Origin of the sequence: Rothia sp. (in: high G+C Gram-positive bacteria), assembly GCF_015265375.1 — a bacterium.
Classification (GTDB): Bacteria; Actinomycetota; Actinomycetes; order Actinomycetales; family Micrococcaceae; genus Rothia.
This window is the reverse complement of the sequence record NZ_JABZXW010000052.1, coordinates 1-16,315: the sequence shown is the minus strand read 5'-3', so window position 1 is coordinate 16,315 and position 16,315 is coordinate 1. Positions and strand designations below refer to the sequence as shown.

Annotated in this window: 10 protein-coding genes and 1 tRNA gene; 8 read left to right on the top strand and 3 right to left on the bottom strand. The window is 60.8% G+C overall.

The annotated features are described in order from the left end of the window. Window positions 1-275 precede the first annotated feature (275 nt). From bcp to HXO69_RS07090, 8 genes are all read left to right on the top strand, one after another. Entirely contained in the window at window positions 276-752 is a 477-nt protein-coding gene (gene bcp, locus HXO69_RS07125; RefSeq protein ID WP_005508643.1) for a thioredoxin-dependent thiol peroxidase, read from the top strand. Window positions 753-938: 186 nt separating this feature from the next. Further along, window positions 939-1,020: transfer RNA gene (locus tag HXO69_RS07120), tRNA-Leu, on the top strand. Window positions 1,021-1,169: 149 nt separating this feature from the next. After that, window positions 1,170-3,368, top strand: coding sequence for an ABC transporter substrate-binding protein (locus tag HXO69_RS07115; protein WP_296546185.1), 2,199 nt, complete (start codon window positions 1,170-1,172; stop codon window positions 3,366-3,368). Window positions 3,369-3,578: 210 nt separating this feature from the next. Then, window positions 3,579-5,060 carry a malate:quinone oxidoreductase gene (locus HXO69_RS07110; protein WP_407072262.1) on the top strand — a complete coding sequence of 494 codons (1,482 nt, stop codon included), beginning with the start codon at window positions 3,579-3,581 and terminating at the stop codon, window positions 5,058-5,060. 250 nt (window positions 5,061-5,310) lie between these two features. Beyond that, on the top strand, window positions 5,311-6,717 hold the full coding sequence (locus tag HXO69_RS07105; RefSeq protein WP_296546181.1) for a YihY/virulence factor BrkB family protein: 1,407 nt from the start codon (window positions 5,311-5,313) through the stop codon (window positions 6,715-6,717). An 84-nt stretch (window positions 6,718-6,801) separates the two neighbouring features. Next, window positions 6,802-7,836 carry an alpha/beta hydrolase gene (locus HXO69_RS07100; protein ID WP_296546179.1) on the top strand — a complete coding sequence of 345 codons (1,035 nt, stop codon included), beginning with the start codon at window positions 6,802-6,804 and terminating at the stop codon, window positions 7,834-7,836. A 184-nt stretch (window positions 7,837-8,020) separates the two neighbouring features. Further along, on the top strand, window positions 8,021-9,112 hold the full coding sequence (locus HXO69_RS07095; protein ID WP_296546177.1) for an S-(hydroxymethyl)mycothiol dehydrogenase: 1,092 nt from the start codon (window positions 8,021-8,023) through the stop codon (window positions 9,110-9,112). 9 nt (window positions 9,113-9,121) lie between these two features. After that, window positions 9,122-9,769: an MBL fold metallo-hydrolase gene (locus HXO69_RS07090; protein WP_005505505.1), complete on the top strand. Its 648-nt coding sequence runs from the start codon at window positions 9,122-9,124 to the stop codon at window positions 9,767-9,769. Window positions 9,770-9,917: 148 nt separating this feature from the next. On the opposite strand, the gene HXO69_RS07085 is transcribed toward HXO69_RS07090, so the two are convergent. The 3 genes from HXO69_RS07085 to HXO69_RS07075 all read right to left on the bottom strand — a co-directional run bounded on the left by HXO69_RS07085 (window position 9,918) and on the right by HXO69_RS07075 (window position 16,044). Continuing rightward, window positions 9,918-11,507: an MFS transporter gene (locus tag HXO69_RS07085; protein ID WP_296546174.1), complete on the bottom strand. Its 1,590-nt coding sequence runs from the start codon at window positions 11,505-11,507 to the stop codon at window positions 9,918-9,920. A 65-nt stretch (window positions 11,508-11,572) separates the two neighbouring features. Then, entirely contained in the window at window positions 11,573-14,842 is a 3,270-nt protein-coding gene (locus HXO69_RS07080; protein ID WP_296546173.1) for an SMC family ATPase, read from the bottom strand. Next, on the bottom strand, window positions 14,839-16,044 hold the full coding sequence (locus tag HXO69_RS07075; protein WP_296546172.1) for an exonuclease SbcCD subunit D: 1,206 nt from the start codon (window positions 16,042-16,044) through the stop codon (window positions 14,839-14,841). Before HXO69_RS07075 ends, HXO69_RS07080 begins: the two co-directional genes overlap by 4 nt. Window positions 16,045-16,315 lie beyond the last annotated feature (271 nt).

Genomic DNA, 16,315 nt, shown 5'->3' with positions numbered 1-16,315 from the left:
CCCAGAACCCATTGATTAAGAGTCAATTGCTCTGCCAATTGAGCTAGAGGCGCTTGTTTTGTTTTTCAAGGTTTCCCTTGCAACAGAAAAATACTATACGCGAGTTTTTGTGGTGTACGCAAGTTGATTTGTGGTGAACCTGGACACATTGTTTGGGTGGGGTGTGTGGGACACTAGACTGTGTGTATTGCATGGGGCGCGTCCGCCCTTGGTACTGTGTGGGGCGCATCCGCCGCTCCCCTGCTGATCTCTATTGATGTTTTGAGGAGTTATTGATGAGCGTTCGTCTTGAGCCGGGCACCCCGGCCCCTGCTTTTACCCTTGCTGATGCGTCAGGTAAGGAGCACAGTCTGAGTGATTATGCGGGCAGCAAGGTGATTTTGTATTTTTACCCGAAGGCTTCGACTCCGGGTTGTACTAAGGAGGCGTGCGATTTCCGCGATAATTTGGCGTCGTTGAAGTCGTTGGGTTACGTGGTGTTGGGTGTTTCTCCGGATTCGCCGGCGGCTATTGCGCGTTTTGTGGAGAAGGAGTCGTTGACGTTCCCGCTACTGTCTGATGCTGATCATGCTGTGGCTGAGGCGTATGGTGCATGGGGTGAGAAGAAGAATTACGGCAAGGTGTATGAGGGCCTGATTCGTTCGACGTTTGTGATTGATGAGCAGGGTGTTATTTCTGTGGCTCAGTACAATGTGCGTGCGACGGGTCATGTGGCGAAGTTGCGTCGTGATTTGGGTATTGACCCGAAGTAGGGTCACGTTTTCTGGGGTTTGTGTATCGCCGTTCTACTGCTTCTTGAGAGGGCTGTTGTTCGGCGTGTTTGCGGACTTTTTGCCCTATGAGGGCTTCTTTTAAGGCTTGGAGAACCTGGGTTCCTGGTGTACACTAATTTTTTGTTGCCTCAGACGCATGCATCTTCGGATGTGGGGTGACGCTACGCGCGAGTGGTGAAATTGGCAGACACGCAGGATTTAGGTTCCTGTGCCTTATGGCGTGGGGGTTCAAGTCCCCCCTCGCGCACACACATTCACATTGGGCCCGCCGTCACGGTTTTCGTGGCGGCGGGTTCTCTTGTATGCGCCTTGCCGGGGTGGGCGTGTCTCGCCCGGTTGGGTGTTGAACCGTTATCCTGAAAGATAAGCATCCGCGACGGAAGAGAGGACCCTCCCGTGCAGCATCAGCCTTATGCATCGTCAGCTGTTGGCAGTTCTGATGCGCTGCTGCGAGCTACTGCCGGCTCGAGTGGCTTGAGTCGACGTGCCGTTTTGCGTTTTGGCGCGCTTTTTAGTGCTGGTTTGGCGCTTTCTGCGTGTTCTGGTCAGTCTTCTGCTGGTTCGTCAGCTGGTTCTTCGGCGAGTGCGTCGTCTGCTGATGCGCGTCGCGTGTTTCGGTTTGCGCAGGGTGCGGCGCCGTTGGGTTTGGACCCGGTGTTGTTTCCTGTGGCGAGTACGTATCAGGTGACGGCGCAGGTTTTGCAGACGTTGTTGGTGGCGAATCATTACACGGGTGATCCTGAGGTTCAGGATTCGTTGTGTAGTGAGTGGACGGTTTCTGATGACCGCTTGGTGCATACGTTTGTGTTGCGTGAGGCGCATTTTAGTAACGGTTCTGCGTTGACTGCGGATGCTGTGGTGCAGAATTTCCAGAGGTGGCAGACGTTGGCTACGGGTGAGGGTACTGCTGCTCATGCGGTGCCTGCTCAGCCGTTGTTTGCGTGGGGTTTTGGTGTGCCGAAGCCGGGTTCTATTGATCCTTCGGCGGTGGAGCCTGCGCCGGTTCAGGCGTCTCCGTCGGGTGCGACGACTCCGTCTGCTTCAGTGAGTGCGTCTGCTTCTGCAAGTGCTTCCCCGTCTGCTTCTGCGAGTGCCTCTGAGACTGCTACCCCGAGCGCGTCTGCTTCTGCATCGACTTCTGCGAGCGCTTCTGATGCTGCGCATCCGGGCGATAAGAAGGGTGCGCAGAAGTCGGATTCCGCTCAGTCCTCTGTGGTGCAGTCGTTCTTGCCGTTGGTTTCGTCGGTGGTGGCGAAGGGTAACTCTGTGGTGGTGACGCTGTCGCGTCCTTCTCTGGCATTCCCGCGTATTTTGACGCAGCAGGCGTTTGGCATTATTGATCCTTCGCTTTTTGGTGCGGATCAGAAGCTGACGGGTAGCCCGGTGGGTACGGGTGCGTTCCGTGTGGAGTCGTTCGAGGCCGGCACGGTTCGCTTGCTGAAAAATACCCATTTTGATGGTCAGGCACCTGAGCTGGATGAGATTCAGATTTCGACCCTCACTTCGTCGGATAAGCGTTATTTTGCGCTGATGGAGGGTCACATTGATGCGTGTGATCAGGTGAATTCGTCTGATCTGGGTCAGTTGGCGCGTGATGGCTATCAGACGCCGGGCCGTGACCCGTTCTCGCTGGTGTATTTGGGTTTGAATACGGCGCATCCGGTGTTGAAGAATATTTCGGTGCGTCGCGCTATTTCGCATGCTGTGGATCGCGGTGCACTACGTCAGTATTATCCGCAGGGCACCTCGGATGCGCAGACGCTGATTTCGCCGTCGTTCCGCATTAAGGCTGATGACGCGAAGGATTACACGGACCGTAATCAGGATATGGCGCGCTCACTGTTGGCAACTGCTGGGTACGACAATCAGGTGATTGAGTGTTACTACCCTGCCGATGTGTCTCTGCCGTGGATGGATACTCCGCAGAAGGTGTATTCGGAGATGGTGGCTTCGCTGATTGAGGTGGGCCTGAATATTAAGCCGGTGCCTCTGCCGTGGTCTGAGTATCTGTCGAAGAGCCGTGAGGTTTCTTCTGAGCGCGGTATTACCTTGGCGGGTTTCTACGGCATGTACCGTGACCCGTATGCGTTCTTTGGTCCGGTGTTGGCGCCGCTGATTGCTGAGCATCAGGTGCGTTCGTTGATTGCTAATGCGCCGTCGGATATGACGACTGGTTTGACGAAGAAGAGTTCTGATGTGCCGTCGTCGGGTGGTGCGAATTCGAATGTGCGGATTTCTGCGACTCCGAGCCCGCAGCCGAGTTATTCGCCGGACCCGTTGATGCCTGAGGAGGAGGCTTCGGCTTCTGCTTCGCCGAGCCCGTCGGCGTCACCTTCGCCGCAGCCTACTGCTGTGGCGGTGGCGCCGTCGCCTCGTTTTAGTGAGGTGATGGAGGCGATTCGTACCGCGGATTCTGCTGTTTCGGTGGATTCGCAGCGTGAACTATACGCGAAGGTTGTGTCTCAGTTGGGTCAGTTCATGCCGGCGGTTCCGTTGCTGAATGTGACGTCTAAGGTGGCTGTGAGCCGTGAGGTTCAGGGCTATCAGACGGAGCAGAATGCGATTGAGCTGTTTGGAAAACTGCGTAAGTTGTAGGCAGTTCAGGTTTGAGTGTTGCATTGTGCGCATGTTTGGCGTGCTCTGGAGGGTTTCTACCCTCCGGGGAAGCTAGCGTGTGAACTGCAACACTCTCCTGTTATTTGCTGATTCTAGCTATGCCTCCCCCGCTAAAAGGAGTAGGCTAGATGATGTACCCCACAGTCATTGTGCCCGAGGATGGGCACCCTCACCCTAAGGGAGAACTCAGTGGTAGCACGTACTGAACGAACCGACGTCGTCCTGGTCGGCGGCGGCATCATGAGCGCCACCCTCGGCGTGTTCCTCAAGGAGCTCGAACCGACCTGGAATATTATCCTACTCGAACGCCTCGACAAGGTTGCTCAGGAATCCTCCAACCCCTGGAATAACGCAGGTACCGGCCACTCGGCACTGTGCGAGCTCAACTACGCCCCCGCTGGTCCCGACGGTACTGTCTCCGCTGCCAAGGCACTGAACATTAACGAGCAGTTCCAGGTTTCCCGCCAGTTCTGGGCATCCCTGGCTGAGAAGAATATTCTGACTGACACCAGCTTCATCAACCCGGTCCCCCACATGTCCCTGGTCTTCGGCGAAGACCACTCCAAGTACCTGGCTGCGCGCTACGATTCTTTCCGCAAGGAGAAGCTCTTCGAGCGTATGCAGTTCTCCAATGACCGCGAGAAGATTGGCGAATGGGCACCGCTGACCGTCAAGGGTCGCAAGGGTAACGAGCCGATGGCTGCAACCTGGTCCCCCGAAGGTACCGACGTGAACTTCGGCTCCCTCACCGAGCAGCTGGTCGATTACCTGCAGACCAAGGGTGTTGAGGTTCGCTACGGCTACCAGGTCACCAACCTGAACCGCGAGTCGAACGGCTCCTGGCAGGTTCAGGCGATTAACCGCATCAACAAGGATGAGCCTCTGAGCATCAACGCGAAGTTCGTGTTCCTCGGTGCCGGCGGTGGCGCCCTGCACCTGCTGCAGAAGTCCGGCATTGAAGAGGGTAAGGGCTACGGCGGCTTCCCCGTCTCCGGTCTGTTCCTGCGCAACACCCACGAGGCAACCGCAAACCAGCACAACGCTAAGGTGTACGGTCAGGCTTCGGTGGGTGCACCCCCCATGTCTGTTCCCCACCTGGACACCCGCTACGTGGACGGCAAGCGTGCTCTGCTCTTCGGCCCCTACGCAGGTTTCAAGACCAACTTCCTGAAGCAGGGCTCCCTGCTGGATCTGCCGCTGTCCCTGCGCCTGCACAACCTGTACCCCATGACCCGTGCAGGTCTGGATAACTTCTCCCTGGTCAAGTACCTGCTCTCCGAGCTGGTCAAGGACAAGAACGCACGCCTGGAGACCCTGCACCAGTACTACCCCGAGGCTGTTGGCGGCGAGTGGGAGCTCATCGAGGCTGGTCAGCGCGTTCAGATTATGAAGAAGGACGCGAAGAAGGGCGGCATCCTGCAGTTCGGTACCGAGGTTGTCTCCGCAGCGGACGGCTCCATCGCAGCTCTGCTGGGTGCATCCCCCGGTGCTTCCACCGCGGCTCCGATTATGCTGAACCTGCTCAAGCAGTGCTTCCCCGCCAAGATTGCTGGTTGGGAGCCTCGCCTGAAGGAGCTCATCCCCGGTTACGGCGTGAAGCTCAACGACAACCCGGATCTGGCTGATGAGGTTATGGCTCACACCGCTAAGGTTCTGGGTATTTACAACTAGTTTTCAGCTAGTCGAAAACAGTATCTAACAAGCCTTTTTGAGGCTTTTCGGGGTGGTTACCCTCTCTAACTGACAAACAGGTTATCTATCTGCACTCGCAGAAAAATACGGGAGGGTCAGAAAACCCTATATAATGTCACCGCAGGGGCGGGAAGGACAGCTCATTGTTCTCCTCGCCCCTTCTGTGCGCCCACACGCTGAAGCTCATAGGCGCACCACTGTGTACACCCCACTCATTCAAGGAGCCCCATTGGCTGCACACACCGGCTCTTCCACGGACACCTCCTCAACCCAGGTACCCGCCGGAGCTCGACGCGGACTCTTCTCCCGTAAGAAGAAGCCCGCGGCCCCCAAGTACGCAAGCGTGAAACTGCGCGACTTCCCCAAGGGCAGCATTCTCTACATTCTGCGCCGTGCCATCTACAAATTCGGCGCAAACGGCGGCACCGATATGGCGGCAGCACTCACCTACTTCACCGTGCTGTCCATCTTCCCCGCCCTGCTGGCGATCGTCTCCCTACTGGGCGTATTCGGTCACGGTGAGGAAAGCGCCGCCGTCATCCTCGCCTTCCTCAAGGACAACGCGCCCGCCCAGATGTACGCCATTATGGAAGACCCCATCAAGCAGATTACCGGCGACCATGGCGCAGGCCTGGTGCTGTTGACCGGTATCCTCAGTGCGATCTGGTCCGCCTCCGGGTACACCGGATCCTTCGGCCGAGCTCTCAACACGGTCTACAACGTGCGTGAAGGCCGCCCCGGCTGGATTCTCAAGCCGCTGAACGTCTTCGTCACCACCGTGATTATCATCCTCGTGGTACTCATGATGCTCATGATGCTGCTGGGTGTAACCGTCCTGGACATGGTCGGTCGGTATGTACCCGAAACCGTGGATATGGAACTCATCAAGCTCATCTGGCTTAACGGCCGCTGGGTCCTCATCCTGTTCATGGCAATCGGGCTCATCACCCTGCTGTACGCCGCAACCCCGAACGTGCGCCGCTTCAAACAGTGGAAGCTCTCCCCCGGTGCGGCGCTGGCACTCTTCGGCATGGGCCTGGGCGGTTTCGGCTTCACCCTCTACGCCAACAACTTCAGCAAGTACAACGCAACCTACGGCCTCATTGGTGGTGTGATTGTGATGCTGCTGTTCATCTGGATTATGAACAATATGCTTCTCTTTGGCGCGCACCTAGACGCAGAAATCATGCTCATGCGCCAGGTACTCGCCGGCGAAGACGACCACGGATACCTGAAGGTTCAGCCGCGCAGCACCACCGCATCCCGTGCGATGACAGAACAGCGCGAACGCCTCATGTCCGCCGGACGCGAATTGCAGCAGCAGGCGGCAGGCCAGGGCATGCTCCCCAAGCCGAAGGGCCCCTCCATTGCCGCTCGCGTGCAGAAGGCGGTGGACACCAACACCACCATGATTCGCACCCTCATTGCCGACGGCAAGGAACGACTCGACAACGGCAAGGAACAGTTGCAGAAGAAGCAGGCGAAGGCTGATACCGCCGAGGCTCAGGCTTCTGGGGCTCAGGCTTCTGAGGCAACCGCGGCAAAGGCAGATGCGAACGCAAAGGCTGACTCTCAGCAGGATGCGCTCTTCGACCTGAGCACCGATAGTTCGAACGGTGCGGCGAAGAAGAACTAAACGGCAGCTCAGCTGAGCGCGTACCGCTTCAACCTGATTAAGGGCGCAGGACAGAAACCCTGCGCTGGTCACTAAGATAGACATATGACCAGTGCAGAATTCTCTCCCGCGCCCTTTGCCGTACCCAGTGCCGCTACGCCCAATGATGCCGCGCCCAGCGTTACCCTCCCCGACCTCGAGTACACCCTCTACCAGCCGCAGCAGCTCAAAAGCCGCATCCCCGCCCTCATGATTCACGGCTTCGCCACCCGCGGCGAACAGCTCTACGGTGGCACCAGCTGGATTCGCCAATACCTGCGCGCCGGATACCCCGTGCTAATCGTTGCCCTGCCCTACCACTCGGACGAATACCTCAAAGACCCCGAGTCCATGCACGCCATCGATTGCAAGCTCCCCGACAACACGGGAGTGCGTAGCGGCACGATCCCGTTCGATTCTGTACCCTCTGTCGATGCGGAGGGCCAGCCACTGACCCCCATGCACCTGTTCACCAACCTGCTCGCCCAACTGCTGCGCACCGTCGCCACCGAGAACGACCTCGGCGTTGAACTGGAGCCCCGCGCGCACGTTATCGGCTTCTCCTTCGGCGCGCGCGTCGGCTGGGAACTCGCCCTCACCCACCCGGAGGCGGTCGCATCCCTCACCCTGGGCGGCCTGCCCCTGCACGACCACCTCATTACCCTGCGCGCCATGCTCGAAGCGCACGAGGGAACCAGCGTCACGGCGGATGGTGAAACCCCGGCGGCAGACTCCACCGACGAGGCGATTGCCTCCTTCACCTCGATCATTGACAACTCCCCCATTCAGCCCGACGCACTGCTGAAGTTCGTGCGGATTCCCTTCGGCCCGTTCTTCGACGTGCCCGCCCTGCGTGCCGGATCCCCGAACCTACCTGCCGGTCACCCGGGCGCGCATCCGCACGCACCCGTTGCTGTCGTGCTCGGCGACGCGGACACCATCGCCGCCGACGGTGCCGAACTCTACGACATGGTGCGCGGCAACAACCCGCTCAACCGTTTCATCTCCCTGCCCGGCCGCGACCACGTGAACGCACTGACCTCGGGCGCGTTCCGACGCGGCGCGCTCGCCTTCGCAGCAGAGGTGGAGGCGGCAGAGTAAGTAGCCGCAGGCTACGCGGGTTCCGGGCGGGTTGAGTTACAACGTCATAAAACGTCACATTCACCTGGGGGCTTCACGCTCAGCCCCGGGGTGCATCAGGTATGCCTTAGCTCTTAGAATGGGAACGTATCAAAAAACCTTTATCTGCGGTTGAGCCTCAGCCGCGCCTCAGCAAAGGAGCACCATGCACAAGGTTAAGGCTGTCGTAGCCCTCGCCCAGGACGCGCCCGTCACCGTCACCACCATCAACGTACCCGACCCCGGCAAGGGAGAAGCACTCGTCAAGGTCCTCACCTGCGGTGTCTGCCAGACCGACCACCACTACGTCACCGGCGGCGTCGGCCAGGACTTCCCCTACCTGCTCGGCCACGAGTCCGCAGGTATCGTTGAGGCTGTCGGCGATGACGTCACCGATATCGCCCCCGGCGACCTGGTCATCCTCAACTGGCGTGCCGTCTGCGGCGAGTGCCGTGCATGCCGCAAGGGCCAGCCGCAGTACTGCTTCGCAACCCACAACGCAACCCAGAAGATGACCCTCGAGGACGGCACCGAGCTCACCCCCGCACTGGGTATCGGCTCCTTCGCTGAGAAGACCCTCGTCGCGGCAGGTCAGTGCACCAAGATCACCGCTGACATCAGCCCCGAACAGTACGCTGCCATCGGTCTGCTCGGCTGCGGCGTCACCGCAGGTCTGGGCGCTGTGCTGAACACCGGTGAGCTCAAGCGCGGCGAGTCTGTCGCAGTCATCGGTTGCGGCGGCGTTGGCACCGCAGCAATCGCAGGTGCACAGCTCGGTGGCGCAACCACCATCATCGCCGTCGACATCGACGAAGATAAGCTGGCACGCGCACGCGAGCACGGCGCAACCCACACCGTGAACTCCTCCAAGGTCGACCCCGTCGAGGCCATCAAGGAACTCACCGGCGGCTTCGGTGCAGACCTCGTCATCGACGCTGTCGGCATCGCCCCCACCTTCAAGCAGGCCTTCGAGGCACGCGATTTGGCTGGCCGCGTCGTGCTCGTCGGCGTGCCCGCCCCCGGCACCACCTGGAACATCCCGCTGGACGAGGTGTTCGGCCGCGGCGGCTCCATCAAGAGCGCATGGTACGGCGACACCCTGCCCTCCCGCGACTTCCCCGAATTCGTGGACCAGTACCTGCTCGGCCGCCTCGACCTGGACGGCTTCGTCTCCGAGCGCATCCGCCTCGAAGACGTCAACGAAGCATTCGAAACCATGAAGACCGGCCGCGTGCTGCGCTCGGTCGTGGAACTCTAGGAGCGTAGCGTGAGCGAACGTATTGAACGAGTCGTCACCTCCGGCACCTTCTCGCTGGACGGCGGCTGCTGGGACGTCGACAACAACGTCTGGATCATCGGCAATGACTCCTCCGTGATCATCATTGACCCCGCCCACGACGTCGACAAGATCTCCCGCACCGTCGCAGGCCGCACCGTGGAGAAGATTCTGCTGACCCACGCCCACGACGACCACATCCGCAGCGCCAAGGAGGCGGCAGAACGCTTCGGCGCACCCGTCTACCTGAACCCCGCAGACCGTGTGCTCTGGGAAATGGTGTACCCTTCCTGGGACTTCGACCACGAACTCGCTGACGGCGATGTACTGCGCATCGGCGACACCGAACTGAAGGTCCTCGCCACCCCCGGCCATTCCCCCGGCTCCGTGTGCTTCTACGCACCCACCCTCAGCTGGGAAAACAGCGAAGGCGTCGTCTTCTCCGGCGACACCCTCTTCAACGGCGGCCCCGGCGCAACCGGACGCTCCTACAGCGACTTCGACACCATCATCGAGTCGATCTCGACCCGCCTGCTGACCCTGCCCGCGTCCACCGCGGTCCTCACCGGCCACGGTGACAGCACCGGCATCGGCCTGGAAGCACCCGAGCTTCCCGCATGGATTAAGCGCGGTCACTAAACCTGTAGCCTCACGCTGAGATTCTCACACTGAGACTCACAGGCTGAGGTTCTCAGGCCGAGGCTCACCACAAACCGAGCACGGTACACAAAAGGCGGATGCCCCACCACCTGCAGAAGGTGGCGGGGCATCCGCCTTTAAACATGCGCTAACGACGTTCCAACTGATCCCAAGGAGTCAGCTGCTCCTCATGCTCCTCACGCCACAGGTAGCCGTACAAATGACCCAACGCAAAATACAGCGTCGCAATAATCACCGGCACCATAAACGCATTACGGTAATACGGAGCGTCACCCATATAGCCGCCCCACATACTACCCATCGCAAGACCAATACCCAGCATCGAGCGGGTAAAGAAGCTCGCCTGCGCATCAGGAATATGCTTGAGCGAACGGTTCAGCCACAGCTCATGACCGCCAAACGCCACACCCAGCACCGCACCACACAGCACCAACGCATAGAAAATCGTGGACGTATCATCACTCGCCGGCAAATACAGGGCACCCATAATCAGCAGAACGCCGCTCACCAACCAACCATGCCACGGGTTCACCGAACGGGCACCCAAAACCACGGGGAAAGACACAAGCACCATCGCGCCGGTACCGGTCGCAACCATCGCCATGAACAGGTTCATCGAACCGTGAATCAGCGAGAAGCCCAGCAGACCCGAACCGACCGCGCCCATACACGCACCCAGCAGCACCAGACCAAGAATCAACACCACCGTCTGCTTATTCGGACGGACCAGATTCTTCGGCGGAGACATGCGAATACGCGAAATATCCGGCAGCCACATCGGCGCGGCCAGAACCACAATGAACAGTAGCGCATCCAGAATCATCGTGATCCAGAAGCCCGCATACTCATGATTCGGGGTGAGGTACGCATCGCCCAGCCGCACCAGCAGAGCAGCCAGCGGGTACATCGACAGGTTCGCCGTCGTCCCCCAAGAAACAGCTGTCGACAAGCGAACATCACTGTACTTATAGTTGCGGCGGTACAGCGACTCCAACGCAAACGGCGTCCACGGCGGAGTCGTAAAACCCATCGCCGCGCAAGAGAGCGCATGGTATGTCGTACTCACGTTATTCGGGTCAACCGTCAAACGCCAACCAATGACCAGCATATTCAGCACCGCAGCAATATTCAGCACCGACGTAATCGCCAGCAACGCCCTCAAACCCAGGGCACGCACCAGCATCGGGCCGAGCATAATCTGCACCGAATACGCGCCAGCAAACGCCGCCACCGCATAGCCGCCATCATGCACACTACCCAGGTGGCTCGCCAACAGAATATACAGCGCAAACGCCGAAGAAGCCGCCGGAATATGGAACAGAATCGTCAACACATTACGGGCAAAGCCCTCATCACGGAGCACACCGCGCAGATGGTAACGCTGCTCCTTACCGTTACGCAGGAACAACGCCCAATGCTGACGCAAAATATCCGGCACCGAGGCGTTCGTATTAACCTCATCCGCAGTAGGAACCGGTCGCGGCGGCAACTCCTGCAACACGTGGTCGTTACTGCGCACCACATCCGTCAAGGACGTACCCGGAACCGTTGGAATACCCGTGCCCGAAGCACACGACTTATCCGGCGAATCGGAGGCGGGTGCCACCTTCATGGTGCGCGGAGGAACCTCCGGCGCGGATGCGTTAGTGTGCGCATCAGCCGAAGGTTCCACACGATACGTTGAATTCGGTGCCCTGTCCTGAGGTGTCGAGGTCATCATCTCTTTCACGTATAAGCCGCCGGACATGCCATAACAGCAGCCCGGAAGCGAATTTATGCCTACTAGGAGTTTACCCTCACCGACGAGCCGTTCTGACCCTTTTCAACCACAATCTGGGCGGGAATACGGTTCTTCATCTCCTCCACATGCGAAATCAGGCCAATAGTGCGGCCGCTATCACGCAGAGATTCGATCGTGCCCATCACCATGTCCAAGGTTTCGGCGTCCAACGTGCCAAAACCCTCATCAATGAACAGGGTATCCAGCTCGATACCGCCGTTATTCGCCTGCACAACCTCAGCCAGACCCAACGCCAACGACAGCGACGCCAAGAACGACTCACCACCGGACAGCGACGACGCCTCACGCGGCTCGCCCGTCCAGGTGTCGGTAATCTCCAGGTTCAGGCCGCCGCCGGAACGGCTACCCTTCGCACGGTGATTGCTGAACACCATGCCGTAGCGGCCCTCACTCATTCGGTCCAGATGCAACGACGCCGACTGCAGAATACGCTCAAACTCTGCACCCAGCACATAGCTGACCAGGTCAACCTGGTGCTCATAACCGCCCAGAGTGTCACCGCGGGCAGCCGCCGCCAGGTTAGCCAGCATCTGCGCACGGTCATAACGCTGCGCCGTCTGCGCACGGAACGCCGCATACTCGCCACGCAGCACATGCAAAGAACGCAGCACGCTCTCCCGCTCACCCTCACGAAGAGTCAAACGGTGCGCCGCCGCACGCAACTGCTCAACCTGCTCACGCACACCCTGCAGATCATCCGGCGCCTGCTCACCAGCGGCGGCACGCGCCGCCACCGCAACAATCGCCTCACGACCAAAGCCCTCAAGGAGGCGGGCATGCTCCAACTCATACGCGGCAACAGCCTGCTCCAGGGCATCAACACGCTCGGGGGTGCGCACCGCCGCCTGCACCAGCTCAGCGCTCTCAAACGAAGACTCAGCCAGCAAACGCTCAGCCTGCGCCGCCGCCAAAGCATGACGCTCACGCGCCTGCCCCAACAGCAACACTGCACGAGCAAGACGCTGATGCGCCACACGGTAACCCTCAACAGCCTCAACACGTTGCGCAAAACCCACCGCTGCACGAGCAGGCGCCAACTCAGCCGCAGCCGCCTCACAGCGCGCCGCAGCATCACGGTGACGAGTCTGAGCCTCAACCGCCGCGCTCTCGATGGTGCGTAGCGCCTCCTGAGCCTTCTGCTGCTCGGCACGCACCCGCTCAACCTTCACCAGCACGCCGTCACGCGCGGTCACGCGCGACTGAGCCTGCGCGAGGCGGGTCTGCGCCTGCTGCAGCTGGGCGGCAGTCTGCTCAACATCGCACTCGCCCTGAGCCACCAGGGTCTCGTACTGGGTGCGGGCGGCGGCAAGCGCCTCGGAGGCTTCCTGATGTGCCTTGGTCGCCCGATCCTTAGCCAGTTCGTGGGTACGCGCCTGCTTGTGAGCCTTGTCTTCACGCTCCTTGGCGGCGTCCAGGTCGGCACGCTCAACCAGCTGCTCGCCCTCGGCAATCCGCGCCGGAGCGGGGTGCTCCACTGAACCGCAGACCGCGCAGGGTTCGCCGTCCTTGAGCTCACGCGCCAGCAGAGACGAGGCCTGGGCGAGGCGCAGCACCTGCAGGTTCTTGAACTCCTCCGTGGCGGCGAGCGCCTGCTGAGCCGAAGCCTGCCACTTTTCCTGCGCCTTCTGCTCGGCGGTGGCGGTGCGCTTGCTCTGCTTCTGGGCCGCAGCAACCGCGGCGGAGGCGGCATCCAGCTTCTGCTGCATCTGCTGGGCTACATCGTGCTTCTGCTGCGCCTCGGTGACCAGGTGCGCGGCGAGGGTACGCTCCTCGTCGGCGGTGCTGTAGCCGGCGAGTTCTTCGGCGAGCTGCTCGGCCTGGGCGGTGAGGTCGCTCAGCCTCTTTTCGGCACGCGCCCTGTCCTGTTCGAGGGCGTTTGCCTGCTTCAGCAGGGCGGCTGCGGCGGCTTCCTCGTCGGTCAGCTGCGCGTCCTTCTTCTGCAGGGCGCGCAGGGTGTCGAGGAGCGCCTCGAGCTGGGTTTCCTGCTCGGCGGGCTCGAAATCCGGGAGTGCGGCGAAGGTGGTCTCTTCGGGGAAGATGACCTCTGCCGAGGTTTCCTCATCGCGCAGTGCCGCAAGCAGGGCGCGACCAGTCTCATCCAGCGCGGATGCGCACGCCGAATGTTCCTGTTCCCGGGCGGCGAGCGCCTGCGATTCGGCATGGACCTGCGCGTACTGTGCGTGCAGGGGTGCCGCAGCACGCGCCTGCGCCAGCTCTTCACGCTGCGCCTTATGCCCCTCGGCGCGTTCGGTCAGGCGGGTGCGGCGTTCGCAGAGCTGCTCGTATTCGCGCCAGTCGGCCTGCAGCTGGGCGCGTTCGGCGAGTAGGCGGGTGTTCCGGTCGGCTTCGTCGGTGAGGCGCTGCTGTTCCTGCTTCTCGCGCACGGAGGTTTTGCGGGCGCGTTCTACTCCGCTGGCAACCCATGCGTCGAGGGTTTCGGCGGTGACATTCTCGGCAGTGACGTTCTCAGTGGTGAGGTTTTCGGAAGTCTCCTCGCCCGCCTCCGCAGCTTCCTCAGCATCCGAATCCACAGCGTCCAGTAGCGACTGCAGGGCGAGCATTTCTGCGCGGGCACGTTCAAGGTAGCCGCGCTGGGTGTTTTCGTCCTGGGCGACTTCCTGCTGGGCGGTTTTCGCTTCCTCAGTGAGTGCAGCGAAGAGCTGTTCGTAGTGTTCGACGGGGAACATCTTTTTGAGCAGTTCTTTGCGTTCTTTGGGCTTGGACTTGAGGAATTGCGCGAACTGGCCCTGCGGCAGGAGTACGACTTTGAGGAATTGTTCTTTGGTCAGGTGGGTGCGTTCGGCGATGGTGCGGTTGACTTCGGCGACGCTGCTGGAGATGGGGGTCCAGGCTTTTTCGTCGGCGGGGTCGGCGCCGGGTGCGAGTTCGGCGAGGGTTGCTTTGGCGCTTTCTTCGCGCATCTGGCCTTTGCGGGCGCCGCGGGTGATGGGTTTGTTGTAGGCGGGGGTGCGGTCGATGCGCAGGCGCTTGCCGTGGAGGGTGACGTCGAGTAACACGCGCGGTTTGGTGCCGCTGTGTGCCGCATAGGTGGAGTGCAGTTTGGCGGATTCGCGGTCGCTGCTGGTTTCGCCGTAGAGGGCGTAGCAGATGGCGTCGAGGATGGTGGTTTTACCAGCGCCGGTGGGGCCGTTGAGCAGGAATACTCCGGCGTTGTTGAGGGTGTCGAAGTTGATTTCTTGGCGCTTGGGGTATGCCATGAAGGCTTCGAATTCGAGGTTGTGCAGGATCATGCGTTGTCCTTGTGGCTTTTGATGTGGTCGCTGAGGGTGGTGATGACGTCGCGTTCTTCGCTGGTGAGGGGGCGGTTGCGTACGTATTGGTGGAATTGGTCGAAGGTTTCGACGGGGTCGGCGTCGCGGGTGGGCGGTGCGGCGGTGGGTTTGTCGGTGGCGGGTTGGGTGCTGCGGTAGCTGAAGTGGGAGATGGTTTCGTAGCGGCTGCGCAGGCGGTCGACGGCGCCGACGGGTAGGGTTTCGTCGGTGAGTTCGATGCGGCAGTAGTAGCCCTGCTCGTAGGGGCTGTTTTCTGGGGCGTTGAGTAGCTGCTCCATGGTGCCGCGCAGGGTTTTCATGTGTACACGGGTTGCCCATTCGTGGCTGCTGATGGTGGGTTCTTCGCCGGGGTTGAGTTCGATGAGGTAGGCGCCGTTGCGGTTGTGTTCTTCGCTGAATGAGAAGCCGAGCGGGGAGCCGCTGTAGCGGATGGTGTGGGTGACGGGGTAGCGCTTGTGGATGTGGCCGAGGGCTACGTAGTCGAAGCCGTCGAAGAGGGAGGCGGGTACCCAGTCGATACCGCCGACGCTGATGTCGCGTTCGGAGTCGCTGCGGGGTGTGGTGTCTGCGCTGCCGGTGGTGTCGCTGACGGTTGCGTGGCTCATGACGATGATGCGGTCGGCACCTTCGCCGCGGGCGCGTCGTTCTGCGGCGTCGGCGCGGATGGCGTTGGTGACGGCGCCGAGGACCGCCTGGTGGGTGGGATCTACACCGAGGGCGGTGGCATGGAGGCGCGGCGCGAGGTAGGGGATGGCGTAGACGTGTACGCGCAAGGTGCCGTCGGTGAGTTCGACGGGGCGGGTAGCGTCTTCGAGGCTGGTGCGCAGGTGCACGCCGGAGGCTTCGAAGAAGGCGGCGCCGTAGCTGAGGCGGCGGAAGGAGTCGTGGTTGCCGGAGCTGAGGATGACTTGCACGCCGGCGCGCATGAGGCGGGTGAGTGCTTGGTCGAGCAGGGTGGTGCTTTCGGCGGTGGGGATGGTGCTGTCGTAGACGTCGCCGCTGATGAGGAGAGTATCGATGCCTTCGGCGTGCACGTATTCGAGCAGTTCGTCGATGAACTGCTGGTGTTCGCGGGTGAGGGGGCTGCGGTGGAAGGTGCGGCCGAGGTGCCAGTCGGAGGTGTGCAGAATCTTCATGGTTTCAGTATGGCACTGCGTCATGTTTTGCGCCTCACAGTTCGTCATTCAGGGGTTGGAGCCCCACAGCGGCGTAGGTGCTCATGCGGAGCGGGGGCTCCCGTCCTCAAGGCGCCCCAGCGCCGCAGAGGGGGCACTCCCCCCGCGAGCGTGAGTGCAAAGCCGTTTCTGTCTAAGTCTCCCTCTATTCCCGGTGAGGACGAGTAGCTAACCATCCTCGGCGAAAGTGCTCATGCGGAGCGGGGGCTCCGTCCTCGAAGCGCCCCCAGGCGCTGAAGAGGGGGCACTCCCCCGC

Bases quoted from the DNA above. Each gene is read 5' to 3' on its own strand.
- bcp (WP_005508643.1), top strand. From the start codon at position 276: ATGAGCGTTCGTCTTGAGCCGGGCACCCCGGCCCCTGCTTTTACCCTT.
- HXO69_RS07100 (WP_296546179.1), top strand. From the start codon at position 6,802: ATGACCAGTGCAGAATTCTCTCCCGCGCCCTTTGCCGTACCCAGTGCC.
- HXO69_RS07095 (WP_296546177.1), top strand. From the start codon at position 8,021: ATGCACAAGGTTAAGGCTGTCGTAGCCCTCGCCCAGGACGCGCCCGTC.
- HXO69_RS07085 (WP_296546174.1), bottom strand. From the start codon at position 11,507: ATGACCTCGACACCTCAGGACAGGGCACCGAATTCAACGTATCGTGTG.
- HXO69_RS07080 (WP_296546173.1), bottom strand. From the start codon at position 14,842: ATGATCCTGCACAACCTCGAATTCGAAGCCTTCATGGCATACCCCAAG.
- HXO69_RS07075 (WP_296546172.1), bottom strand. From the start codon at position 16,044: ATGACGCAGTGCCATACTGAAACCATGAAGATTCTGCACACCTCCGAC.